We start from the raw sequence: 23,306 nt of genomic DNA on the forward strand, positions 1-23,306 counted from the left end.
ACAATTAGGGCGTTCGGGGCTTGCGATCGCTGGGTACGGCTAAGATGTTTACCCGTTAGCATCATGTAAGCGAAAGGCGGTCGTCTCCCATGCAGCAGAACGACGAGACACGTTTTGAGGATTTTGTCGGACTGATTAGCGGGCTCTACAAGGAGATCCAGCGCATTAAGGCATCTGAGGGCGCAAGGCTGGGCCTTAAGGGTTCCGATATCATGTGCCTGTACTATCTTGAGCGCAGCAAGGACGGCCTGACTGGTGCCGACCTCGCCCGCATGGCAGGCGTGACCCGCGCTGCCGTCTCGCGCACGCTGGCGCATCTGGAAGAGGGCGGCTACGTCGAGGTCGATGATTCGGGCGATGCCGCCGTTAAGTATCGCGCTCCGGTTCGCCTGACCACGTTGGGCGGCGAGAGCATGAATGAGGCCGATCGCATTATTCGCGAGGTGCTCGACGCCACCGGCAAGGCCATGGGCGTGGAGCAGCGCGAGCAGATGTACGCGTCGCTGCGTACGATTCTCGACACCCTGCGCGAGCTGTAGGGCCGCCTAGGCATTTGCTTCCCATTAACAACTGCATCGTCCCGTTTGAGCGCGTATACCGTGCCGGGGCATTGCTGTCAAAATTCCCTGCGCGGGACCTGCGCAAGAAAGGATTCGCTATGTCCGTCCGCATTATTACCGATTCCGCAAGCGATATGTCGCCGGCGGAGCACCCGGCACTGGCTGTTTTGCCACTATCCGTTACCTTTGGTACCGATGTGTACATGGATGGCGTCGACATCGATCACCAGCGCTTTTACGAGATGCTCGTGGAGCGCGATGAGCTGCCCAAGACCGGCCAGGTCAACCCGTACGCGTTTTCGCAGGCTATCGCCGAGGTTCGTGAAGCCGGCGATGAGGCCGTGATTATTACCGTGGGCGCTAAGCTTTCCGGCACCAATCAGAGTGCCCGTACCGCACTTGCCGAGGCACCGGGCGGCGATGTGTTCGTGGTAGACAGCAACAACGTCACCCTGGGCGAGCGCGTACTGGTCGAGTATGCCCTGCGCTTGGTGGACGAGGGCCGTAGCGCGGCTCAGATCGCGGCGGCGGTTGAGGCCGTGCGCGACCGCGTGGTGGTTATCGGCCTACTCGAGACGCTGGAGTACCTGGTGCGCGGCGGTCGCCTGTCTGCTGCGGCCGGCGCCGTGGGCACGCTGCTCAACGTAAAGCCCGTGGTGGCTGCCGAGGACGGTCTGATCGTGCAGCTGGGCAAGGCGCGCGGTTCCAAGAACGGTCGCAACCTGCTGAACCAAAAGGTCGAAAAGGCGGGCGGCGTCGACTTTTCCATGCCGCTGGCGCTGGGCTATACGGGCCTTTCGGATGCGGTGCTCAGGAAGTATATCGAGGACAGCGCCGCGCTGTGGGCTGGCCACACCGAGGGCGAGCTGCCCGTTCACACCATCGGCGCCACCATCGGCACCCATGTAGGCCCCGGTGCCGTAGCCGTAGCCTTCTTCCAGCCTGCCAACTAACCGACCTGCCAAAAAAGGACAGGTTTATTTTGGCAGGTTTTATCTGGGCAAACGCTACCTGCCATGCCATGTGATCCCTCGGCGATGACGGGGTTGCGGACCATCGGCCTCACGGAGGCCGCAAATGATCAGCAACCCTGCCGTCCCCGAGGGATCATTTGATTTATGCTGTTGCGGGCGGAAAGGAGCATCGATGGCGTCTGAGGGCTTTTTTGAGCGGGTGTACGAGGTAGTCGAGCAGATCCCTGAGGGGATGGTTGCCACGTACGGCCAGGTGGCGCTGCTCGCCGGCCGTCCACGAAGTGCGCGGTACGTGGGCTATGCGCTGCACAGCAATCCGCGCCCCGGCGAGATTCCCTGCCATCGTGTGGTGTTTGCCGATGGCAGCATTTGCGAGGGCTTTGCGTTTGGCGGCCCCGATGCTCAGCGCGAACTTCTGCTGGGGGAGGGCGTGACGTTTGTCGACCCCATGCACGTCGACTTGGCTGCCTGTCGTTGGCCAGCAGGGCTCTAGCGGCTCTGCCGTGGCCAAGACCACCACAAAGGTGCCTGTCCTCTTTGTGGTGGAACGCTGGCTCCATTGATGTTTCCCCAGATAAAACCTGCCAAAATAAACCTGTCCCTAATTGGCAGGTTTAACGGGGTTAACTTATGCAGAAGGTGTGGCGGCGCGGTTTGATGCTACAAAGTAAACAACGGTGAACTATATTGTATGCAGCAACGGAGCAGGCCGTAGGCGATGGAAAAGCCTGCCCTGTTGAGTTTGATTCGCATTCCTCCCCTCTGTGCGATTCAACGGTGTACTTCAGGAAAGCGCCCGTCGGCTGCCATGGTCGGCGGGCGCTTTCCTGTAAGCATGGGGCAAACCCATCAGGTCTGTTATCCCATAATGAGGTACTGACGTTTGGTTTTAGGGGGGGTACTAACTTTGATTGTTAGTCCCGCTTACAGCAACCGATCTTGGTAAATCCCTGCGGCGCTTCTTCGCCTGCGGGGATTCTTGGGCTGTCGCTTCCCAGATATGCTTCTACATGCCGCGCGAACGCTTGCCACGACCACTCGTCTTTATCGGCCTCAAGCCGATCGGGAGAAATCGCGTTGAACAGGCACGTTGGAATCTCGTGCTCGTGCAGATTCTTAGCGATACACGGTGTGCAGCCCTTCTCGTGGTTGACAGGGTTAAATGGGCATTTCCGGTCGTTGCAGGTACAAAACGCAACTGAGCTCATGGGACTCCTTCCGGTCGGGTCTGCCGTAAAAGCTGCCGCATGTTAAACAATAGGGTGTCATTGCTTAACAGGATATAGCCTCAAGGTGCTTGCGACTTAGGGGTTCTGCCAAGCGGCTGAATATCTCGGCGACCGACCTCTGAAGAAAACAAAACCGCCGCAACGAGGATTGTGCCAATCGCGGCGGTTTAGTTTGAGTGTTGTTTATTGCTCTCGACTAGTACACCATGCCCATGGCGTCCTGAACCTCGGCCAGGGTCTGCTCGGCGATCTCGTTGGCACGACGGTTGCCCTCGTGCAGGACGTCCTTCACATAGTCCAGGTCGTTCTCGTAGCGCTGGCGACGCTCGCGGATAGGTGCGAAGTACCCGTTGACGGCCTCGGTCACGTACTTCTTGAGTTGGCCAGAGCCGCCCATGCCAATCTCCTCGGCAATCTCGACCTCGGAACGGCCGGTGCAGATGGCGGCGGTCGAAAGCAGGCCGGACACGCCGGGGCGGTTCTCGGGATCAAACGTAATCATGCGCTCGGAGTCGGTCTGGCTCTTCTTGATGCGCTTGGCCGTCTCCTCGGCGGTCATCGAGATATTGATGGCGTTGCCGTAGCTCTTGCTCATCTTGCGGCCGTCCAGGCCGGGCAGCAGCGGGGTCTCGGACAGCAGCGCGTCGACCTCGGGGAACACCTTGCCGTAGCGGTTGTTAAAGCGGCGGGCGATGGTACGGGTGAGCTCAATGTGCGGCAGCTGGTCGCGACCGACGGGCACAACGTTACCCTTGCAGAACAGGATGTCGCAGGCCTGGTGTACCGGATAGGTGAGCAGAAGGCCGGTGAGCTCGTGGCCCGAGGCCTCCATCTCGGCCTTGACGGTGGGGTTGCGAGCCAGCTCGGCCTCGGAGACCAGCGACAGGAACGGCAGCATGAGCTGGTTGGCGGCGGGCACGGCGGAGTGCGTGTAGATCATGGTCTTGTCGGGGTCGATACCGCAGGCAAGGTAGTCCATGACCATGTTATACACGTTGTCCTGGATGTGCTCGGTGGTGTCGCGGTCGGTGATGACCTGGTAGTCGGCAATGAGCACGTTGGTCTTGGCTCCCATATTCTGCAACTCCACGCGGCCCTTGAGGGTGCCAAAGTAGTGGCCTAGGTGCAGACGGCCGGTGGGGCGGTCGCCGGTAAGCATGGTGAACTTCTCGGGCGTCTTGGCCAGGCCCTCGCGAATGGCGTTGCTCTTTTGCAGCGCGACTTCGTAGCTGTTCTCGTTTGGCATGATTGCTCCTAACGTATGTTCATGGGTCAAGATGATAACGCGTTTATTGAGAGGGGCGGGCGAAAGTGGGCAAGGGGGTGGTAAGGCGAGGCATGCGTGGCGGTCGAGGCGCGGTCACGAGCGGCCGACGGTAAGCAGAACAACCTTCTGCAGCAAACCTTAATACCTGTGGTGGCGCTCTCCCTTACGCTCCTCGGCCGCTTGCTCCTCCTGCTTAAAGGCGGGGTCGTCGGGGGTTATCAGCTCGTCTTCGTGCGTGCGCTTGTTGTAATGGTGGCGTAGCACGGGCTCAAACAGGTGCAGGTGCTTGGCGAAGGCTGCCGAGCCAATGCCAAGGACGGTAAAGATGAGCACGCGCATGGGGACTTCGACCTGGTTGATGGCGGCCGCACCGGCCGAAAGCAGGACACACCAGGCATAGATAAGCAGCACAGCTTGCTTTTGGTTATAGCCCTCTTGAATGAGGCGGTGGTGGATGTGGCCTTTGTCGGCCTGTCCAATGCTAATGTGGGCGCGCTTGCGGCGCACGATGGCGCTAAACGTGTCGATGATGGGCACACCGGCAACGATGAGCGGAATGATAAGCGAGGTGAGCGCGGCGGTGCGACTCACATTAAGCAGCGAAATGGAGCCCAGCGCAAAGCCCAGCAGCAGCGACCCCGAGTCGCCCAGAAAGATGCTCGCGGGGTTGAAGTTGTAGCGCAAGAAGGCCAGGCAGGCGCCAAACAACGCGATGGAGAGCGCGGCGGCATCGATGCGGCCCGAGAGAACGGCCATCGAGAACATCGTGAACGATGCGATGCCGCAGATGCCTGTGGCCAGGCCATCGAGGCCGTCGATAAGGTTGATAATGTTGGTGAACGCCACCAGGTAGACCACGGTGATGGGGTAGGCGAGCCAGCCGAGCATGATTTCGCCGGGGGCAAGCGGGTTGAGGATGACGCCGATTTTTAGGCCACCCACGCAGGCGATGAGCGCGGCGAGGACCTGGCCGGCGAGCTTTTGCTTGGGCTTAAGCTGGAAGACGTCGTCGATCGCGCCGGTCGCAAAAATGACGGTAAAAGAAAGCGCCAGCATGGGGTAGCTAATGTGCAGGCGCGGATGCGGGACCAAGACGGGCGGCCAGCCCAGATGCCAGGTGCCCATAATCTGAACGATGCAGGCAACGACCAGGCCCAAAAAGACCGCCGTACCTCCCAAGCGCGGGATGGGCTTGGTGTTGATACGGCGTTTTGAAGGATAGTCAACGGCGTCGAGCTTGATTGCCAGACGTTTAACCAGGGGCACCGTGAGGAAGGTCGTGATATATGCCGCGGCTGCCACGCAAAGGAACGGTATGTAGCTCGTGGATGAAGCCATGTATCAAAAACCGCCAAGCGTCGAAGGAAAAGGTCAAAGGATGCCATGCCGCAAAGGGTATAGCTGACCCATGATACTCGACCAAAGGGGGTGCGGGGAATCGCGCCGATCGATAATCACGCGCTTACCAGATATTGGGATGGTGGTGAGGCTCTGCAGGGTGCTCTTTGGGAACCGTGGGGATTATGCAACATTGATGTTCGGCAAAAACGGAAAAAGAAAACCACCCCCCACGTTACGAAAATGAACCCACCTAAAACAGGTGGGTGCCCTCATCGACCGTTCCAGCGTCCTTAACAACGAAGGATACCTGTACTACGTACGACTGTGTGGGCTCCCTAAATAAACGCGACGGTTCACCCAGTTGCTCCGCGGGGGGCGGAATACCTACATCATAAAGCGACACTTTATCGATTCCAGTCTTGACATTACAAAAATCGTGTCGGACGATTACGGCGCCTTGGGCTCGAGCCGTCTGCGCGGTTGGTCCTTTTGCGCTTGAGCTGCTGAATCGTTGTTTTGGAGCATGTTTTTATGCCGACGTCGTTGACCGAACTTTTTTCGCCCGCCTGCCATTTGTGTCCGCGGCGTTGCGGTGCGGCGCGCGATGAGGGTGCGCGCGGCGTATGCGGTGCTAACGACACACTCAAGGTGGCCCGTGCGGCGCTTCATATGTGGGAGGAGCCGCTTATCTCGGGCGAGGCCGGTTCGGGCACGATCTTCTTTAGCGGCTGCTCGCTCAAATGCGTCTATTGTCAGAACCACGAGATCTCGACGGGCAATTTTGGGCTTGAAATTTCGCCCGAGCGCCTGGTCGAGATTATGTTGGAGCTGCAGGACCAGGGTGCGAACAATATTAACTTGGTGACGGCGACGCACTACGCGCACCTGCTGCCGGCAGCGATTGCCGCGGCACGGGCGCGCGGACTGGTTGTTCCAATCGTCTACAACACAAGCGGTTATGAGCGCGCGAGTGCCGTGGCGGCGCTCGGCGATCTGGTCGATGTGTGGCTTACCGACTTTAAATATGCCGATGCGGGGCTTGCGCAGTCGCTCTCCCACATTAAGGACTACCCGCGTGTGGCCGTGTCGGGTTTGGCGCAAATGGCGCGCGAGATTGAGCGCCGTGGGGGAGAGCTGGTGGACGAGGACGGGCTCATGAAGCGCGGCATGATCGTGCGTCACCTGGTGTTGCCGGGGCATGCGGACGATTCGTGTCGCGTGCTGGACCTGGTGTGGCAGACGGTGGGCGATGTGCCTATCTCGGTCATGAACCAGTACACGCCCAATGCGCTCATGCGCGAGCAGGGCGGCGACTTGGCGCGAGCCGTGACGCGCGAGGAGTACGAGCGGGTGCTCGACCATGCCGACGACCTGGGCTTTACGACGATGTTCTGGCAAGAGGGCGGCGCGGTAGACGAGAGCTTTACCCCAGCGTTCGACACTACCGGCGTCCTCACCAGCGCAAAGTAGCTCTTTTGAGCAGTCTTTTTGGGACGGGGCTATTTTAGCTGCCCCTGCCGTTAATCGTCCAAATCGTTTTCGCTATCTGCCTGGGTAGCTAAAATAGCCCCGTCCCAAAAAGACTGCTCCCGGTGGGGGTCGAGCTACCATCCGAAAAGTAGTCAAAAAAGCCCCGTCCCAAAAAGACTGGGTATTGGGCGTTGACAGTTGGCGAGCCGTAGGTAAAATATCAACTTGTCCTGGGGACGTAGCTCAGTTGGGAGAGCGCTGCCGTCGCATGGCAGAGGCCGAGGGTTCGACTCCCTTCGTCTCCACCCTTGGATTTGATAAGCCGCTGACATTGTGTCGGCGGCTTTTTTTAAAAAGAAAGGGCTGCACTATGGCCGAGCTTGATTCCCAACCATTGTCCGACGAGGAGCGCGCCGAGTTGGAAGAGCTCCGCGCCGAGAAGGCCCGCCGCGAGGCCCAGGAAGAGGCCCGGCGCGAGCGTGAGGAGCTGGCCGCCCTGCGTGCCGAGCATGCGAAGGCCGAGGAGGCTGCCGCGAGCGCCGCATCCGAGCGCAAGCCCGCGCCCGCGCCCAGGCCCGCCGCTGCGAAGCCTGCGCCCGCCGAGCCCAAACCTCAGTCTAAAAAAGCCGCCCGCCCCAAGCCCGCCGAGCCCAAGCCGAGCCGTGACGAGATGACGTTTGCCCAGCGTATGGTCACTTCCAAGGAACCCACGGCCGAGGGCGAGATCCCCGGTATGGCCCCGGCTCAAAAGATCATCATCGCGCTCGCCTTGGTCGCGTTTGTCGTCTTTATGGGCTACACGATCATGACCAGCATGGGCCTGCTCTAACCGATTTGCATCGGGCATCATGTCCGCATGCTCTGCTCTCGTCCAACCCTCAACCTCTGCACCACGCATCCGAAAGGTCGCCCCATGGCTTTGACCGACATCTCGCATCCCACCGACATCGCAATGCTCACCGATCTGTACGAGCTCACTATGGCCCAGGGCCTGTGGGAGAGCGGCAAGGCCAATGAGCAGGGCTGTTTTACGGCGTTTTACCGTGACCATCCGTTTGGCAGCGCCTACGCCGTTATGTGCGGCACCGCCGAGCTGCCCGAGCTGGTCGAGAACCTGCGCTTTACGCCCGAGGATATCGACTACCTCGCATCGCTCCAGGCCCCGGCCGGCGGCGCGATGTTTAAGCCCGAATTCCTCGACTACCTGCGCGGTTTTCGTGCGCATGTAAACATCGACGCCGTCCCCGAGGGCGAGCTCGTCTTTCCGCGCGAGCCCATGGTGCGCGTCACCGGCCCCGCGCTGGAGTGCCAGCTGCTCGAGACGGCGCTGCTCAACATCGTCGGCTTCCAGACGCTTGTCGCCACCAAGACGGCGCGCGTGGTGCTGGCGGCGGACGGCCGTCCCGTGGCCGAGTTTGGCCTGCGCCGCGCCCAGGGTCCCGATGGCGGTCTGGCCGTCGCGCGCGCGAGCTACGTTGCCGGCTGTTCCTCTACGTCCAATGTGCTCGCCGGTCGCCGCTACGGTATTCCCGTCTTTGGCACGCATGCGCACAGCTGGGTGATGAGCTTCGATTCCGAGCTCGAGGCTTTCCGTGCCTTTGCCAAGTCGAGCCCTAAGAACTGCACGCTGCTCATTGACACTTATGATGTGCGCGAGGGCTGCGAGCATGCCATTACGGTTGCCAAGGAGATGGAGGCGGCGGGCGAGCGTCTGTCGGCCATTCGCATCGACTCAGGCGACCTGGCCAAACTCTCCAAGTATGTCCGCGGCCGTTTTGATGCCGAGGGCCTACCCTATGTGGGGATCTCGGTTTCCAACGATCTGGATGAATACACGATTCAGTCGCTGCTCGACCAGGGCGCGCCCATCGATAGCTTTGGCGTGGGCACTAAGCTCGCGACCTGCTACGACCAACCGGCGCTGGGCGGCGTGTACAAGCTTTCCGCCCGCCGTGCGAGCGAGACGGACTCGTGGACGCCGGTGGTCAAGCTCTCCGAGCAGCCCTACAAGCGCACGATTCCGGGCGTGCAGCGCGTGCGCCGCTATTACGACGGCTTTGGCGGCCCGGTCTGCGACATGATCTATGACGAGGACCATCTGGCGGGGGAGGGCGCCGCGCGCGGCAATACCCTCGTGGCCGTGAACGATGCCGCCCTGGTGACCGACGTGTCCGAGCTTGAGTATCGCGAGCTGCTGGCGCCGATCGTGCGCGACGGCAGCGCTGTTGCCCCGCGCGAGAGCATCGAGGCCGCACGCGAGCGTTGCGCTTGGGCGCTGGACCATCTGGATCCGGTCTACAAGCGTTTCCTGTACCCGCAGACCTATGTGGTGGGCATGGAGCAGGGCCTGGCGCAGGTGCGTGACGAGCTCGTGCGCAAGAATATGGCCGCGGCTTCTGCCTTCCCCTGGGCTCGCTAATTATCTTGGGTGTAGGGTGGAATTACGTTCCCTCGGCCGTCAGCTCGCCCGAACCCTCAACAGTTGATTGGTTTGACGTATGACGACTTCTTATAAAACGATGGTGGTAAAGATCGGTTCGTCCACGGTGGTGGGCGCCGATGGCAAGGTCAACCGCGCCTTTATCGGCGGGCTTGCCGATCAGGCTGCTGCCCTGCGCAAACTCGGCTGGCGTCTGGTCGTGGTGAGTTCGGGCGCCATTGCCTGTGGCTATCCCGTGCTGGGCTTTGACCGCAAACCGGTCGGTGACCTGCCGAGCCTGCAGGCCTGCGCCTCGGCCGGTCAGTGCATCATCTCATCGGCCTACGACGAGGAGTTCCATGCGCGCGACCTGCTTACCTCGCTCGTGCTGCTCACGCGTCACGACACGGCCCGTCGCACGTCCTATCTGCACGCGCGCGACGCGCTGCTGCGTCTGGTGGAACTGGGCGTGGTGCCGGTCGTCAACGAGAACGACACCGTTACCGTCGACGAGATCAAGTTTGGCGACAACGACACGCTGGCGGCGCTTGTGGGCTGCCTGGTTTCTGCCGACCTGTGCGTGACGCTCTCGGACATCGATGGCCTCTATACCGCCAATCCGCACGAGGACCCCACGGCCGAGTTCGTCCCAGTCGTGCATAGGATCGATGCCAAGATCATTGCCTCGGCGGGCGATTCTTCCACATCGGTTGGCACAGGCGGCATGATTACCAAGATCCGCGCGAGCCGCATCCTGATGACGGCGGGCATTCAGAGCGTGATTTGCTCGGGCGAGGAGCCCGATGCGCTCGTGCGCCTTGCCCGCGGCGAGAGCGTGGGTACGCTGTTCGATCCGCCGGCGGAGCGCCTGGACATTGCGCCCCGCAAGCTGTGGATTGCACTGGGCGACAAGGCGCATGGCTCGGTGACGGTCGATGACGGCGCCGCGAAGGCGCTGGTCAGCCGCGGTTCTTCCCTGCTTGCGGTGGGTATTCGCGAGGTCGATGGCACGTTTGCCGAGGGCGATGTGCTCGACGTGTGCGACCTGAGCGGCATGGTTGTCGCCCGCGGTATCGCCGAGGCCGATTCGGACGTGCTGGAGCTTGCAGCCGGACGCCGCCAGGACCAGATTGCCGGCAACCGCTTGCTGGCAGACTTGGCCGAGAAGCCCGCGATCCACCGAGACAACTTGATCGTGTTTGCATAAAGAAAGACAGCGCTGCGGATCGTTTCCCGCAGCGCTGTCTTTCTCGTGCCGGCACTTGGGGGCGTTTCTTATGTGCCGGCAGGTGGGGGCACTCCTATGCTAGAAGATCTGGCGCAGGTCTCCGCGGTTGAGGGCCTCGTCGAAGAGGTGCTTGAACACCATGCTGCCGTGCAGGCCGTCGTGCTCGAACTCGTTGGTCACCCAGGCGTGTGAGTTGCCCACGCGGCTGAGCGTGTCGAGCTGCAGGCCCGAATCCACGTACATGTCGTCGAAATACACCGCGGCTTGGAGCGGCACCTCGTTGCAGGCCAGGCGCTGCGGGTCGTAGATCTTGTCCCAGCTGGTGTCTTCCATCAGCAGGTCCATGGCGGGCTTGAAGGGCTTGAGCTCGGGCATCTGCTCAAACATCCACGGGAACATGGCCTCGCCGGTAAACATGAGCGGGCGCGCGAGGGTGTCGAACTCGGCACGATGGGCCTTTTCCTCGGCGGCTGCCCAGCCAATGGGCATCGTGTCGCCATCGGCGTAGATGAATTCCTGCAGCGTCCAGTACAGCGGATTCGTGCGCGTGTTGGTGCGCTCGAAGGCGCGCATCAAAAAGCTTTCTGATACCGAGGATCCGCAGCTCAACGTGCCGTCGCCGTCAACAAAAGCATGGTCGATAATCCAGTGCATGCGCTCAAAGCTCGGCTTCATGCCAAAGTCGCTGCCCATGAGTTGCAGGCGCTCGACCGTCATCGGCGAGCCGTCGGGCAGCGCGGGCTTTTGCTCCTCGAGGGCATCTGCCAGGGCCGCCACGCGCTCGACGTCGGCGGGGTAGCGGTCGTAATACTGCTGAGTCTTGGCCGCCATACGCGGGAAGGTGTGCGCGTAGACCTCGCTGGCACTCGCCGGTACGTGCGGAATGCCGCCGCAGGTAAAGCTCGCCGCCACGCCCTCGGGGAAGAGCGACAGATAGCTCAACGTCAAAAAGCCACCGTAACTCTGGCCGAGTGTGACCCAGGGCTTGCCGCCAAAGCCCACCAGGCGCAGGTACTCAAAGTCGCGCACGATGGAGCTGGCGAGGTGGCGCTTGAGAAAATCCGCCTGCGAGCGGGCCGCATCGGAGCCTGCCGCCTCGGCGCGCTCGCCCAGTGCGGCAATCGTGCGCCCGTCTACACAGCTGCTGCGCCCGGTACCGCGCTGGTCGGGCAGGACGACGCGGAAGTGCTTGACGGCCTCCTCGATCCAGCCGTCGCTTGTGGGCGACAGCGGACGCGGGCTCTCACCGCCGGGGCCGCCCTGCAAAAAGAGGAGGAGTGGCAGGTCGTCGTTGATACGGTCGGGAGCGCAAACCACGCGGTAGAAAAGCTTGATGCTCTCGGGTGCGCCGGCGATGGGCGCCGGCATGGCGCCGCGGCGCATGGTGCTGCCGAAGGCCAAAAGCATCGGCTCCAGGCCGCGCCAATCCAAGGGGACGTCGATGCTGTGGTCCTCGACATAGAGGCCGGGGACGTGGTACGAAGTGATGAGGGCCATGCGGTACTTCCGTTCGTTGCGGTGTTTCGGGTTGACCAATTCTACCGCCATGCGCGAGGGCATGCACAAATCGGCTACCATGGTTGGCAAACTTCTAAGAGAAAGGGCCGCCCATGTCGGTCGATATAGCCACGTATGTCCACGATCTTGCCGTTGCCGCCAAGGCAGCGTCGGCCTCGCTTGCCACGGCGAGCGACGAGCAGCGCCAGGAGGCCGTGCGCGCCATGGCCGCGGCGCTGCGCGATGGCGTCGATTCCATCGTCGCCGCCAACGAGCTCGATATGTCCGCTGCGCGCGATGCGGGGACCTCGGCGGGGCTCCTCGACCGTCTGCTGCTGACGCCCGAGCGCGTCGAGGGCATGGCCGCCGGCCTGGAGAAGCTCGCTGAGCTGCCCGATCCTGTCGGCCGCGTGCTCGACCACCGCGTACTTGCAAGCGGTGTGGACCTGACCCGCGTGAGCGTGCCGCTGGGCCTGGTCGCCATGGTCTATGAGGCGCGCCCCAACGTGACGGCCGATGCCGCGGGCATCTGCATCCGCACCGGCAACGCCTGCATTCTGCGCGGCGGTTCGCTGGCCTATCACTCGTGTGCCATGATTGCCGAGCTGCTGGCCGATGCGCTCGAGGCCAAGGGTTTCCCGCGCGAGGCTATCTCGATGATCGAGTCCACCGACCGCGAGGCCACCGGCGAGCTCATGAAGCTTCGCGGCATCGTCGACGTGCTTATTCCGCGTGGCGGTGCGGGCCTGATCCAGCGCTGCGTGCGCGAGTCGCTTGTGCCGGTTATCGAGACGGGCACGGGAAACTGCCACATCTACGTGCATGAGTCGGCCGACTTTGACAAGGCGCTCAACATTATCGTTAATGCCAAGACCCAGCGCGTGGGTGTGTGCAACGCCGCCGAGTCGCTGCTTGTGGACCGCGCCGTGGCAGATTCGTTTTTGCCGGCGGTCGTGGCCGTTCTGCACGACCACGGCGTGCTGATTCACGGAGACGAGGCCGCGTGTGCCGCATGCGCCGACGCCGGTCTTGCCGAGGGCGACGACTACGTGGCCGCGACCGAGGAGGACTGGGGCCGCGAGTACCTGGCGCTCGAGATGAGCATGAAGGTCGTGGCGAACGAGGACGAGGCCATCGCGCACATCAACCGCTATGGCACTATGCATTCCGAGGCCATCATCGCCGAGGACGCGGACGCTTGCGAGCGCTTTTTGGATGAGATCGATGCCTCGGCCGTGTATGCCAACGCCAGCACGCGCTTTACTGACGGCGGCGAGTTTGGCCTGGGCGCCGAGATCGGCATCTCGACCCAAAAGCTCCACGCCCGCGGCCCCTTTGCCGCCGAGGCTCTCACCACCTACAAATACAAGCTCCGCGGCACCGGCCAGATCCGCCCCTAAACCTACCAAAAAGGGACAGGTTTATTTTGGCAGGTTTTATCTGCGGTTTTGCCGGGCGACGCGTTCGCCCGGCTTTTTTCTCCGTATGCCTTTTCTGCCTTTCGGCTTGAGCCGCGGCGATATACGATAGTGACACCGTGTCCTAGCACCGACTCACCTGGAGGTATTGCCATGTCCCAGACGCTTTCCGCCGGAATCACCCGTGACCGCGCGTTCGAACTGCTCAACGAGCACAACAAGGACCCGTTCCACATCACCCACGGCGAGACGGTCGAGGGCACCATGCGCTACTTTGCGCGCGAGTTCGACCCCGAGAACGAGGAGTTTTGGGGCATCGTCGGCCTGCTGCACGACTTGGATTGGGAGGAGCATGAGGACGACCCCGTGAACCACACCATCTATGCGGCCGAGATCCTCGAGGGCGAGGGCGCATCGCCCGAGCTCATCCGCGCCATCCAGACGCATACCTCGGACTTCAACACCTCGCTGCCCAAGCCCGAGCTGCAGATGGAAAAGATCCTGTTTGCCTGCGACGAACTTACCGGCCTGATCGGGGCTGCCGTGATCATGCGTCCGAGCAAGAGCGTCATGGACTTTACGACCAAGTCGCTCAAGAAGAAGTTTAAGGACAAGCGCTTTGCCGCCGGCTGCTCGCGCGACGTGATTACGCAGGGCGCCGAGATGCTGGGTTGGGAGCTCCCCGAGCTTTTCGACCGCACCATCGCGGCCATGCAGTCCTTCGCGCCCGACCGCGACACCTTCCAGGCCTAACCTGCCAAAAAGGGACAGGTTTATTTTGGTAGGTTTTATCTGGGAAGACGCTTCCGTTGGACGTTATTCAGCGGAAGTGTTTTCTGTTTAACATGGTGGCGCTTGCGAATGGCGGCGCCTCGCGGCAGGCAGCTGCGCTTCGCCGTATCCGTAACTCGGTAAACGCGACGCTAGGACGCGTTCTTGATAATCCATGTTCCGAGTCCTGTCAGCAGCTGAACCTGCTTAACGGTTAGCCCTTGTTTTCGAAGCGCGAGAATCGCCTCATTGCGAAATGGCTTGGAGACAGATTTGAGTTCCGTCGGAGCGCATCCTGCGACACTCTGCACGATTACCGTGCCAAATGAATATGGTTTCCCATAAGGCACCAAGCGATAAGCTCGATATTGTGTTTGGGGAGGATTGCATCGAGGATCTGAAGCATAGCGATTCGGTCCTCGGTATCGTCAAACAGCAATTGCCCTCCGTTTCCACGCAACGTGACGTGGAAATAACCGGTTGGTGACTTTGAACGAGGTTTTCTCGGCATGGCCCCTCCTTTAGCTTGGATGGGCTGAAGATACCTCATTCGGAGGCTTTGGTTGTCGAGATTCAGTTTACCGACTATAGCTGCTACCTGCCGAAATGTTATTGCGTTTTCAAATTGATGCTTTTTAATGGTAATTGAGCAAGACGGGCGCGCTTGCTGTGGATGCGGGCGTTGCTTGCGTTGATCTGGGCGGCCCTCGCGTGATGTCATCACAAATGGGCTTCACGCATTTTCGCGGCGATAGAAAAATGGCCGGGGCTTACAAACAAAACGGAGCACCCGACCATTTACCAATTGTTTGTTGACGTTTGGCCAGATAAAACCTGCCAAAATAAACCTGTCCCTTTTTGGCAGGTTAGTTGAGGGCGGCTTGGGCTAGGCGGGCTTCGGCGTCTTCCTCGGTGACGCCCAGGGCCACGGCAATCTCCTCGATGGAGCGGCGCTTGGCTTCCTTGAGTACGCGCATGTAGTAAGAGCTGGGCTTTTTATCTGCTTCCTCGGCCTGGCGAATACGGTGCATCATGGTTTTTGCCACGCGGACCGTCTCGGGCGCACCCAGCTTGAGCTGCTGCTTAAAGTGCGTCTCCTCGAGCGAGCTGTTGCGCTCGGTAAAGGTGTCGCACTCCAGCTCGTCGTAATGGCTCAGTAGGTGCTCAGCATCTTGCTGGGAGATGGCGGCATGCAGACGGTCGGCCTGCGCCACGGGGTACATGAGGATCGTCTGCGCATGTCCCTGCTTGGTCTCGAGCAACAGCATGGGCTGCGGTGTGTCTTCCCTAAAACCGACGACGGTGCAGACTCCCTGACCCGGATGAATGACGTGTTGACCGATTGAGAACATGCTACCTCCAACTTATACGAATTTACGTATGTCTAGAATACCACGCTGACGTGCGCAAACCCTTACTTTATGCAGGAAAAGCACACAAATCTGATAGGTAAGAGTATTCGATATTCTGAGCTGCCCATGCAGATGTTTATGCATTTTCGGCGGGTGCACAACCAGCAGGCAGACCGCCATCTTTGAATGGCCTTGCGACAACTGTGGTCAATTATGTGCATATGCAATATCGATTGACTTTACCCTGCGACAGTAGTTACCGCTTGTGATAGAGTGCTGCAAACTCTGGCTTTTGCCCTACGAGTGACCAAGAGCTCGGGGGCTTTAACACAAGGAGGATCTATGCCCGAGAAGATTGAAGAGCTGGTACGCGCTGCGCTTGCTGCGGCCCAGGAGGCCGGCGACCTTTCCGCATTTGAACTTGACGATTGCGCTATCGAGCGACCGGCTGACACTTCTCATGGCGAGTGGACCTCCACCATGGCCCTGAAGTCCGCCAAGCTGGCTCACTGCGCCCCGCGCAAGATCGCCGAGGCCGTCGTTGCCCATATGCCCGAGGACCCCGCGATCGAGAAGGTCGAGATCGCCGGCCCTGGCTTCATCAACTTCTACCTCTCCGTCGCCGTCAAGAACGCCATCTTCGGCGAGGCTCGCGAGAAGGGTATGGACTTCGCTAAGTCCAACGTCGGCGGCGGCCTGAAGACCCAGGTCGAGTTTGTCTCCGCCAACCCCGTCGGCCCCATGCATATTGGCCATGGCCGTTGGGCCGCTCTGGGCGACTCCCTCTGCCGCGTTATGGACCATGCCGGTTACGATATCCAGCGTGAGTTCTATATCAACGACCACGGCTCTCAGATGAACACCTTCGGCAACTCCATCAGCACACGCTATATGCAGCTTGCCGACATCATCGCCAAGCAGGGCGTGGATATCGACGAGGCTCACAAGCTGCTGATTGCCGACCGCGATGCCTTTGTTGCCGACGAGAACGACGAGCATCCCGAGACCCATCCGTATCAGGACAACTTTGCCGAGACTCTGGGCAAGGATTCCTACGGCGGCGACTACATCATCGACGAGGCTGCCGAGTTCTGGCGCACCGACGGTGACAAGTGGGTCGACGCCGATCCGCAGGAGCGCATGGAGAGCTTCCGCGAGCGCGGCTACGTAAAGATGGTCGACAACATGCGTAACCTCTGCCACGCCGTCAACTGCGACTTCGATCGTTGGTTCTCCGAGCGCTCACTGTATGTGAAGGACACCGAGGGCGAGACCGCCGGCACCTCCGCCGTCGACCGCGCTTTCGAGAAGCTCGACAAGATGGGCTACCTCTACACCAAGGACGGCGCTCTGTGGTTCCGCTCCACCGACCTGGGCGACGACAAGGACCGCGTCCTGATCAAGTCCGACGGCGAGTACACCTACTTCGCCTCCGACGTCGCCTATCACTGGGATAAGTTCCAGCGCGTCGACCACGTCATCGACATCTGGGGCGCCGACCACCATGGCTACATCGACCGCGTCCGCTGTGTCTGCGACGCTCTTGGCTATCCCGGCAAGTTCGAGGTTCTGCTGGGCCAGCTCGTCAACCTGCTGCGCAACGGCAAGCCCGTCCGTATGTCCAAGCGCAAGGGCACCATGGTGACCCTGCAGGAGCTCGTCGACGAGGTCGGCTCCGACGCCGCCCGTTACACGCTCATCTCCAAGAGCTCCAACCAGATGGTCGACTTCGATATCGAGGCCGTTAAGAAGCGTGATAACTCCAACCCGGTCTACTACGTGCAGTACGCTCACGCTCGTGTGTGCTCCATTCTGCGCCGTGCTGCCGACGTTACGCCCGAGCAGGCTGACGAGATGGGCATGAAGGCCGTCGCCGCCAAGGCCATCGGCGAGAACGTCGACTACTCGCTGCTGACCGACCCCACCGAGCTTGCCCTTTCGCGTAAGCTCAACGAGCTCACCGACCTCATTGCCAGCTGTGCTCGCGACCGCGCCCCGTTCCGTCTGACGCACTTTGCCGAGGAGCTCGCCGGCGACTTCCACAGCTTCTACGCTGCCTGCCAGGTGCTTCCGAGCGAGGGTCGTCCCGTCGATCCCGAGCTTTCACGCGCCCGTCTGGCCGCTTGCGACGCCGTCCGCGTGACGCTCGCCCTGGTGCTCACTCTGGTTGGCGTTTCTGCACCCGAGCAGATGTAATCTACGGGTCGTTTGACCGTGTAGGTTTGGCTTTGCTGAACCCTATAAGCCCGATCTCCATACGGAGGTCGGGCTTTTTGCGTTTGGCGGGGCTTTTTGGCGTGTTGGAAAATGCTACAAAAACGCAACTATACCGGTTTACGGGGCTGAATCGCTGCCTGGCGACCATAGCAACAGCAGCGAAAATAAAATCGCAGGTAGACGGCTTACCGAATATTAAAAATGCAGGGTATGGTTGGCTTACGCCGTTCTTGCACCGTAATCCGCGATCGTTTTGAAAACGACCCCTTGGGGACGGAGGAAAACGGATCATTTTTGTCCGGTGGGAGAGCGGTGCGAAACCATCCGCCACGAATCGGGCTTATCTACTACGTTTAGTCGCATACCCCGAACCATGCCGAAAAGTACGATATTAAAACCGCAGGTAGCGGGCTTGCGATTTTAGGAAGATCGAGGGGATGGTCAGGGGTCGCGGGTCAAACGTAGTAGATAGGCGCGTTTCGTGGCGCGGCTATTCCGGATGCCACGGCTTCACTCCTCTGGTGCGACAGAGGAAGCGCTTTTGAGGGAGAGTGTCCCTTTTGACCAGTTGTATAAGAACGTCCAATGACTAAGTTGCAGGTGGTGGCGGTTGTGTTACACTAACGCTGCGTATTTGACGTAATCATCTCGATACAGATCAATGATGCCCGTTTTGTTTTGAACGGAGCTAGACTGTTTAGCCGCCCTGAAGGTTTATGCAGGGAGCATGTGATCACAGGGCTTTAAAAGAAAGTTGAGCAAACACTGTGTCTGATCAACAGCAAGAAAATGAAATAAGCACGGCACAAACCACTCCCGCTGCACCGGTTTCGTTGGACCAGATCGCGAAACCCGCACCGTCGCAGGCGTCGGTCCCCGAGACACACCAGAACGCTGCCTCGGCTTTGAGTGAGAAGCCTGTTCCCGTCGCGCCTGCTACCGGGGAGGAGGCTGCGCCCGTGAAGCCCAAGCGCACGCGTCGTGTGCCCAAGCCCGCTGCGGATGGCGATGAGGCTGCAAAGCCCAAACGCCGTACCACGCGCACGACGCGTGCCAAGCGTCCGGTTTCCGCCGAGGTTTCGGCGCCGCTTTCAGATGAGGTTGCGCAGGCCCGCGCGCTTGCGCAGATCAGCGAAGCCCAGGTTGTTCGTGCTCGCCGTCGTGCCGCCGAGCGCGATGCCGCGGCTCTGACCGAACTCGCGGCTCCGTCCGCCCCCGAGGCGCCTTCGGCTCCGGCTCCCGAGCAGGTAGCAGAAACGCCGGCTCCGCGCACGCGCCGTCGCACGGCGGCCAAGGTCCAGCAGGCTGCCGAGCAGGTTTCGTCCGATGCCGCCGAGACCCCGGTTCGCTCTGCGGCGGGGGAGGACGCTTCCTCTGCTGAGTCTGTCGTGCCTGCCGAGGCCGGCGGTGCATTTGTCGTCGATCCTGCTTTGCGCCCGCATCGCCGCGGCCGCAAGCCCAAGGCATTTGTCGAGGCGGAGAAGGCGGCCGCTGCCGCGGCTTCTGTCCAAGATGCCCCGGCGTTCGTCGAGCCTACAACGGCTGCCGTGGTTTCGGCCGAGGGCGCTGATGTTCCTGAGGTCGCTGTTTCTGCCGCTGCCGAGTCTGCCGACGTTCGTCCCGGGCGCAGCCGTCACACCGCAGCCAAACGCCCAGCTAAGGCAGAGGCGAAGTCCGGCGCCGAATCTGCGGTAGCTGAGTCTACCGAGGCGAGTGTCGACACGACTCCCGAGACGGAGGGCACCGATCGGTTGGCAGGCGAGAAGCCCAAGCGCACGCGCAAGAAATCTTCCAAGACCAAGTCTGCCGAACAGCAGGGGGATGCTGAGCAACAGCCCGAGTCCGACGCTAAGTCGGACGGCGAGACCCCGGCGACCGCCGATGCGCCCACGACGCCTGCCGTCGAGAGCGCTGAGGCCGAAGAGGGTTCCCGCCCCAACCGCCGTCAGCACAAGCGCAACGATGAGCGCAGCGAGCGCAAGGATGATCGTAACAACGACCGCCGCAGCCGCCAGCGCGACCGCAAACAGCGCAATAAGGAGCGCAATGCTGCTCCGACTGAGCCCACGCTTTCGCGCGAGGAGCTCGCGGCCATGAAGGTCGCCGAGCTGCGCGAGAAGGCCAAGGAGTTCGAGATCGAGACGACCGGCAAGAAGAAGGCCGAGCTCGTCGAAGAGATCTACACCACAGCCGCGAAGGCCGAGGGCTTCCGCGATATTAAGGGCATCCTGCAGATTCGCCCGGACAGCTCCGGCATCATCCATGCCCACGGCTACATGAAGTCCAATGACGACGCCTTCGTGCCCGCCTACCTCATCCGCTCCGCGCGTCTGCGCACGGGCGACGTGATCGAGGGTTCGCTTCGTCCCTCGCGCGGCGGCGACAAGCGTGCCGGTCTCGCCAAAATTACGACCGTCAACGGTCTTGATCCTGAGCAGGCCCGTAACCGCCCCAAGTTCGGCGATCTCACGCCGGTTTACCCCAATGAGCCACTGCGCATGGAGCATGGCAAGGATTCCATTACCGGTCGCGCCATCGATATCGTGTCGCCGATCGGCAAGGGCCAGCGTGGCCTGATCGTGTCACCGCCCAAGGCCGGTAAGACCACGATTCTCAAGAAGATCTGCCAGTCTATCTCGATCAACAATCCCGAGGTGCACCTCATCTGCTTGCTCGTCGACGAGCGCCCCGAAGAGGTCACCGATATGCAGCGCTCCATTGAGGGCGAGGTCGTGGCCTCCACCTTCGATATGCCCGCCGACAACCATACCCGCGTGGCCGAGCTCGTCATCGAGCGCGCCAAGCGCATCGTGGAGTTGGGCGGCGACGTCGTGGTGGTGCTCGACTCCATCACGCGTCTTGCCCGTGCGTACAACCTGGCGGCGCCCGCCTCGGGCCGCATCCTTTCGGGCGGCGTCGATTCGGCGGCCCTGTATCCGCCCAAGCGCTTCCTGGGTGCTGCCCGCAATATCGAAAACGGCGGCTCACTCACCATCCTTGCTTCCGCCCTTATCGATACCGGCTCCAAGATGGACGAGGTCATCTTTGAGGAGTTCAAGGGCACCGGCAACATGGAGCTCAAGCTCGATCGCGATCTGGCCGACCGCCGCATCTTCCCGGCCATCGACCCCGTTGCCTCGGGCACGCGCAACGAGGACCTGTTGGTCGACGAGCAAATGCGCCCGTTTGTCTTTGGCCTGCGCCGCATCCTCGCCGGCATGAACAATACCGAGCGCGCGGCAGCGTCGTTTATCAAGGGCCTTAAGGGCACTAATACCAACCAGGAATTTTTGGTGCGTTCGGCTAAAAAGCACAGCGACTACGAGCAGACGTTCTAGTCCGTCCGCTGCACGCGGCAGCAACCATAGACATGCCAGAAGGGCCGGGGTTTGGATCCTGGCCCTTTTCGTATAGCCGCTCGCCAACGATTATTGACCTCACGACCGGCAAGCAGCGATTTCCCCGTTTCAATTCCGCTTCGTCGCTTGCAATCCCCAAGGGGGTTTCGCATAATAGCAGTTAAGCTTCGCGACGGAAAACGCAGATGAAACGAACCATATACCGTTGCTTTGGGGCATAGCCCCGCTTCATCTTCTCTCGCGCAGCCAACTGAATGACGCGATTTGGGTGCTGGAAGATGGGGAGAGCTCATGGCTTCTTCTGATGCAACACAACGAGCAGTCCTTGCCGGACTATCCTGCGGGATCGGCCTTGCCGCACCCGTGGTCGTGTATGCCGCTACACTGCCGTTTTCGTCAATCAACGAGACGGTTGTCGCGGGTGCTGTTCCCTTTGCCGTGGGCGCAGTGGCCGGCGTGGGTATCTATGCCGCCTCGCTGGGTATCTCTGAGTATCGTGCGGAGCACGATGGCCGCCTGTTTGAGCCCGATGCCGTGGGCGGCGCCGCTCAGTTTAGTCGGACCTACAACGAGTTCAAGACCGCCTCTATTCCCGTTCAGCAGGAGGAGGCTGCTCCCCGGGCTGCTGCTCCTGTCACTTTGGACGAGCAGGGTCAATCCTCTTCGCTTCTCTCCGGTCTGACCGGCGCGTTTCAGCGCCGTCACGCCGATGATGGCGTTCCGACCATCGCCCGTGCCGCCAATGCCATGGACGAGGCCGATGCCTGGGCTATGATCGATAGCATGCTCGACGACGATTCGCCGGTTAGCTGCGATCCCGCTCGCTCGCGCGATGTCTATCAGGTCGCAATTGACGAGCTCACAAACGGTGGAAAGACTGGCTCCTATAACCGCGACGACATCGCTGCTGCCGCACGTGCCGTCTCGGGCTCTCATGCCGCCCCTGCGGGCAGCACCGCCGCTTTTGTCGCGCTTGTGGCCAACGCCGCCAACAATGCCGCCTATAACGGTGCTTCGTCGGCTGCGTACGCCTCTGCCGCGGCGGCCGCTTCGACCGGCCAGCAGGGCGCAGCTCAGCCGGCTCCTGTCGCCGACCCCTTTGCCGATGAGCCCCTGGTTGTCGACGAGGAGACCATCGCCGCTCGTCGTGCTGCCGAAAGCTCGCTTTGGGGCGCTTCGGCCCAAATGCAGGCCGCGGAGGCGGTGCCGTACAACGCCAAGCTCGCCAGCATGCCCATCATTTCCGATGCCAAGGGTGTGGATCTCGCCGATTTGGACGAGCCCGCCGCCATCACTGCTTCTATCGATGCCCAGAATCGCGTGGATACCGACAGTCTCCCCGATGCCTCCCTCGAGGAAGATATCCCCATGGCCGATTATTCGGGTCACGAGGACATGTGGGCCGCCGCTATGGCGATCATGGCCGAGGTTGCCGAGCCCGCTCCCGCGCCGATGCCCACGCCTGCGGCCTCACCTGTGTCTGTTGCTCCCGTCTATGTCGGCCGCCACAGCTCCGTGTTTCCCGAGGATACCGCGCGTATCTCGCGCGAGAGTATCGAGCGCGCCGAGGCTATCGCCGCCGGCGTTATGGAAAACCGTCGCCATGAGCGCGTCAATCAGATCCTTGAGGAAGAGATCGAGCGCCTGCAGTCCTCTACCGCCAAGCGTACGGGCCGTGCCTATTTGAGTGTTATCGAGGGCGGTACCGCCAGTTTTACGCCGCTTCGTGCCGAGGCCTAGTTCTGCATGATTAAGATCGATCGTAAGTGGGCGGTTGCGGCCTGCGTCATGGTGTTGCTGATCTGGGGCAATTCACTGGTTCCCGGCACGGGGTCCGGCTCACTGAGCTTGGCGATCATGGAGGACGTCCGCGGGTTTCTGCATAGCTTGAGCCTGCCGTATGAATGGGTAACCAACTTTGTCGTCCGCAAGTGCGCACACTTTACCGAGTATATGGTGCTCGGTGTTTTGGTGACACATGCCTTTGATATCGAGGGTCGACGCACTTTTGACAGACTGCTTCCCACGGTGGTTTTTCTGTTGCTGGTCCCCTCAATCGACGAGACGATTCAGTTATTTGTGCCGGGGCGCGCCGGTATGATTACCGACGTGATGATTGACTGCTGCGGAGCGGCTACCGGCGTCGTGCTCCGATATCTCCTCCGATCGCTTGTATGCACCAAAAAGGCCGCCTAGGACGTTTT

18 protein-coding genes and 1 tRNA gene are annotated in these 23,306 nt (G+C 61.0%); 14 read left to right on the plus strand and 5 right to left on the minus strand.

Annotation, left to right across the window (positions count from 1 at the left end; translation table 11 throughout):
* Nucleotides 1-89: 89 nt before the first annotated feature.
* The 3 genes from ACTQVX_RS02150 (at nucleotide 90) to ACTQVX_RS02160 (ending at nucleotide 2,027) form a co-directional block, all read left to right on the plus strand.
* Entirely contained in the window at nucleotides 90-539 is a 450-nt protein-coding gene (locus ACTQVX_RS02150) for a MarR family winged helix-turn-helix transcriptional regulator (RefSeq protein WP_154515655.1), read from the plus strand.
* 119 nt (nucleotides 540-658) lie between these two features.
* Nucleotides 659-1,513, plus strand: coding sequence for a DegV family protein (locus ACTQVX_RS02155; RefSeq protein ID WP_441048219.1), 855 nt, complete (start codon nucleotides 659-661; stop codon nucleotides 1,511-1,513).
* 193 nt (nucleotides 1,514-1,706) lie between these two features.
* Entirely contained in the window at nucleotides 1,707-2,027 is a 321-nt protein-coding gene (locus ACTQVX_RS02160; protein ID WP_441014804.1) for an MGMT family protein, read from the plus strand.
* A 421-nt stretch (nucleotides 2,028-2,448) separates the two neighbouring features.
* Here ACTQVX_RS02160 and ACTQVX_RS02165 read toward each other — a convergent pair whose 3' ends face one another.
* The 3 genes from ACTQVX_RS02165 to ACTQVX_RS02175 form a co-directional block, all read right to left on the minus strand.
* Nucleotides 2,449-2,742 carry a DUF6485 family protein gene (locus ACTQVX_RS02165; protein WP_195838532.1) on the minus strand — a complete coding sequence of 98 codons (294 nt, stop codon included), beginning with the start codon at nucleotides 2,740-2,742 and terminating at the stop codon, nucleotides 2,449-2,451.
* A 217-nt stretch (nucleotides 2,743-2,959) separates the two neighbouring features.
* Nucleotides 2,960-4,009: a tryptophan--tRNA ligase gene (trpS, locus tag ACTQVX_RS02170; protein ID WP_427794591.1), complete on the minus strand. Its 1,050-nt coding sequence runs from the start codon at nucleotides 4,007-4,009 to the stop codon at nucleotides 2,960-2,962.
* 159 nt (nucleotides 4,010-4,168) lie between these two features.
* Nucleotides 4,169-5,368, minus strand: a complete 1,200-nt coding sequence (locus tag ACTQVX_RS02175; RefSeq protein ID WP_441546402.1) for an MraY family glycosyltransferase — start codon at nucleotides 5,366-5,368, stop codon at nucleotides 4,169-4,171.
* A gap of 534 nt (nucleotides 5,369-5,902) precedes the next feature.
* Between ACTQVX_RS02175 and ACTQVX_RS02180 the strand changes: the two genes are divergently transcribed.
* The 5 genes from ACTQVX_RS02180 to proB all read left to right on the plus strand — a co-directional run bounded on the left by ACTQVX_RS02180 (nucleotide 5,903) and on the right by proB (nucleotide 10,467).
* On the plus strand, nucleotides 5,903-6,841 hold the full coding sequence (locus ACTQVX_RS02180; protein WP_441546403.1) for a radical SAM protein: 939 nt from the start codon (nucleotides 5,903-5,905) through the stop codon (nucleotides 6,839-6,841).
* 232 nt (nucleotides 6,842-7,073) lie between these two features.
* Nucleotides 7,074-7,146: transfer RNA gene (locus ACTQVX_RS02185), tRNA-Ala, on the plus strand.
* Nucleotides 7,147-7,211: 65 nt separating this feature from the next.
* Nucleotides 7,212-7,670, plus strand: coding sequence for a hypothetical protein (locus tag ACTQVX_RS02190; RefSeq protein WP_441546404.1), 459 nt, complete (start codon nucleotides 7,212-7,214; stop codon nucleotides 7,668-7,670).
* Nucleotides 7,671-7,754: 84 nt separating this feature from the next.
* Nucleotides 7,755-9,260: a nicotinate phosphoribosyltransferase gene (locus ACTQVX_RS02195; RefSeq protein ID WP_441546405.1), complete on the plus strand. Its 1,506-nt coding sequence runs from the start codon at nucleotides 7,755-7,757 to the stop codon at nucleotides 9,258-9,260.
* A gap of 79 nt (nucleotides 9,261-9,339) precedes the next feature.
* A complete protein-coding gene (gene proB / locus ACTQVX_RS02200; protein ID WP_441546406.1) occupies nucleotides 9,340-10,467 on the plus strand; it encodes a glutamate 5-kinase in 1,128 nt (375 codons plus the stop codon).
* Nucleotides 10,468-10,566: 99 nt separating this feature from the next.
* On the opposite strand, the gene ACTQVX_RS02205 is transcribed toward proB, so the two are convergent.
* Nucleotides 10,567-11,985, minus strand: coding sequence for an alpha/beta fold hydrolase (locus tag ACTQVX_RS02205; protein WP_441546407.1), 1,419 nt, complete (start codon nucleotides 11,983-11,985; stop codon nucleotides 10,567-10,569).
* A gap of 113 nt (nucleotides 11,986-12,098) precedes the next feature.
* Between ACTQVX_RS02205 and ACTQVX_RS02210 the strand changes: the two genes are divergently transcribed.
* Together ACTQVX_RS02210 and ACTQVX_RS02215 are read left to right on the plus strand one after the other, a co-directional pair.
* The gene (locus ACTQVX_RS02210; RefSeq protein WP_441546408.1) at nucleotides 12,099-13,385 is read left to right on the plus strand and encodes a glutamate-5-semialdehyde dehydrogenase; all 1,287 of its coding nucleotides are present in this window, start codon (nucleotides 12,099-12,101) and stop codon (nucleotides 13,383-13,385) included.
* Nucleotides 13,386-13,556: 171 nt separating this feature from the next.
* A complete protein-coding gene (locus tag ACTQVX_RS02215; RefSeq protein WP_427747469.1) occupies nucleotides 13,557-14,156 on the plus strand; it encodes an HD domain-containing protein in 600 nt (199 codons plus the stop codon).
* Nucleotides 14,157-15,040: 884 nt separating this feature from the next.
* Here ACTQVX_RS02215 and ACTQVX_RS02220 read toward each other — a convergent pair.
* The gene (locus ACTQVX_RS02220; protein ID WP_154518254.1) at nucleotides 15,041-15,526 is read right to left on the minus strand and encodes a CarD family transcriptional regulator; all 486 of its coding nucleotides are present in this window, start codon (nucleotides 15,524-15,526) and stop codon (nucleotides 15,041-15,043) included.
* A gap of 342 nt (nucleotides 15,527-15,868) precedes the next feature.
* On the opposite strand from ACTQVX_RS02220, the gene argS reads away from it, so the two are divergent.
* The 4 genes from argS to ACTQVX_RS02240 all read left to right on the plus strand — a co-directional run bounded on the left by argS (nucleotide 15,869) and on the right by ACTQVX_RS02240 (nucleotide 23,298).
* On the plus strand, nucleotides 15,869-17,722 hold the full coding sequence (argS, locus tag ACTQVX_RS02225) for an arginine--tRNA ligase (RefSeq protein ID WP_427727932.1): 1,854 nt from the start codon (nucleotides 15,869-15,871) through the stop codon (nucleotides 17,720-17,722).
* A gap of 980 nt (nucleotides 17,723-18,702) precedes the next feature.
* Nucleotides 18,703-21,081, plus strand: a complete 2,379-nt coding sequence (gene rho / locus ACTQVX_RS02230) for a transcription termination factor Rho (RefSeq protein WP_441560063.1) — start codon at nucleotides 18,703-18,705, stop codon at nucleotides 21,079-21,081.
* A gap of 312 nt (nucleotides 21,082-21,393) precedes the next feature.
* A complete protein-coding gene (locus ACTQVX_RS02235) occupies nucleotides 21,394-22,842 on the plus strand; it encodes a hypothetical protein (protein WP_441560065.1) in 1,449 nt (482 codons plus the stop codon).
* A 6-nt stretch (nucleotides 22,843-22,848) separates the two neighbouring features.
* Nucleotides 22,849-23,298, plus strand: coding sequence for a VanZ family protein (locus tag ACTQVX_RS02240; RefSeq protein ID WP_441014778.1), 450 nt, complete (start codon nucleotides 22,849-22,851; stop codon nucleotides 23,296-23,298).
* Nucleotides 23,299-23,306 lie beyond the last annotated feature (8 nt).

Origin of the sequence: Collinsella sp. LCP19S3_A6 (genome assembly GCF_052122015.1) — a bacterium.
Taxonomy (GTDB): domain Bacteria; phylum Actinomycetota; class Coriobacteriia; order Coriobacteriales; family Coriobacteriaceae; genus Collinsella.

What these genes read in the sequence shown, in the direction of transcription:
- ACTQVX_RS02150 (WP_154515655.1), top strand. Translation starts at nt 90, where the DNA reads ATGCAGCAGAACGACGAGACACGTTTTGAGGATTTTGTCGGACTGATT.
- ACTQVX_RS02155 (WP_441048219.1), top strand. Translation starts at nt 659, where the DNA reads ATGTCCGTCCGCATTATTACCGATTCCGCAAGCGATATGTCGCCGGCG.
- ACTQVX_RS02160 (WP_441014804.1), top strand. Translation starts at nt 1,707, where the DNA reads ATGGCGTCTGAGGGCTTTTTTGAGCGGGTGTACGAGGTAGTCGAGCAG.
- ACTQVX_RS02165 (WP_195838532.1), bottom strand. Translation starts at nt 2,742, where the DNA reads ATGAGCTCAGTTGCGTTTTGTACCTGCAACGACCGGAAATGCCCATTT.
- trpS (WP_427794591.1), bottom strand. Translation starts at nt 4,009, where the DNA reads ATGCCAAACGAGAACAGCTACGAAGTCGCGCTGCAAAAGAGCAACGCC.
- ACTQVX_RS02175 (WP_441546402.1), bottom strand. Translation starts at nt 5,368, where the DNA reads ATGGCTTCATCCACGAGCTACATACCGTTCCTTTGCGTGGCAGCCGCG.
- ACTQVX_RS02180 (WP_441546403.1), top strand. Translation starts at nt 5,903, where the DNA reads ATGCCGACGTCGTTGACCGAACTTTTTTCGCCCGCCTGCCATTTGTGT.
- ACTQVX_RS02190 (WP_441546404.1), top strand. Translation starts at nt 7,212, where the DNA reads ATGGCCGAGCTTGATTCCCAACCATTGTCCGACGAGGAGCGCGCCGAG.
- ACTQVX_RS02195 (WP_441546405.1), top strand. Translation starts at nt 7,755, where the DNA reads ATGGCTTTGACCGACATCTCGCATCCCACCGACATCGCAATGCTCACC.
- proB (WP_441546406.1), top strand. Translation starts at nt 9,340, where the DNA reads ATGACGACTTCTTATAAAACGATGGTGGTAAAGATCGGTTCGTCCACG.
- ACTQVX_RS02205 (WP_441546407.1), bottom strand. Translation starts at nt 11,985, where the DNA reads ATGGCCCTCATCACTTCGTACCACGTCCCCGGCCTCTATGTCGAGGAC.
- ACTQVX_RS02210 (WP_441546408.1), top strand. Translation starts at nt 12,099, where the DNA reads ATGTCGGTCGATATAGCCACGTATGTCCACGATCTTGCCGTTGCCGCC.
- ACTQVX_RS02215 (WP_427747469.1), top strand. Translation starts at nt 13,557, where the DNA reads ATGTCCCAGACGCTTTCCGCCGGAATCACCCGTGACCGCGCGTTCGAA.
- ACTQVX_RS02220 (WP_154518254.1), bottom strand. Translation starts at nt 15,526, where the DNA reads ATGTTCTCAATCGGTCAACACGTCATTCATCCGGGTCAGGGAGTCTGC.
- argS (WP_427727932.1), top strand. Translation starts at nt 15,869, where the DNA reads ATGCCCGAGAAGATTGAAGAGCTGGTACGCGCTGCGCTTGCTGCGGCC.
- ACTQVX_RS02235 (WP_441560065.1), top strand. Translation starts at nt 21,394, where the DNA reads ATGGCTTCTTCTGATGCAACACAACGAGCAGTCCTTGCCGGACTATCC.
- ACTQVX_RS02240 (WP_441014778.1), top strand. Translation starts at nt 22,849, where the DNA reads ATGATTAAGATCGATCGTAAGTGGGCGGTTGCGGCCTGCGTCATGGTG.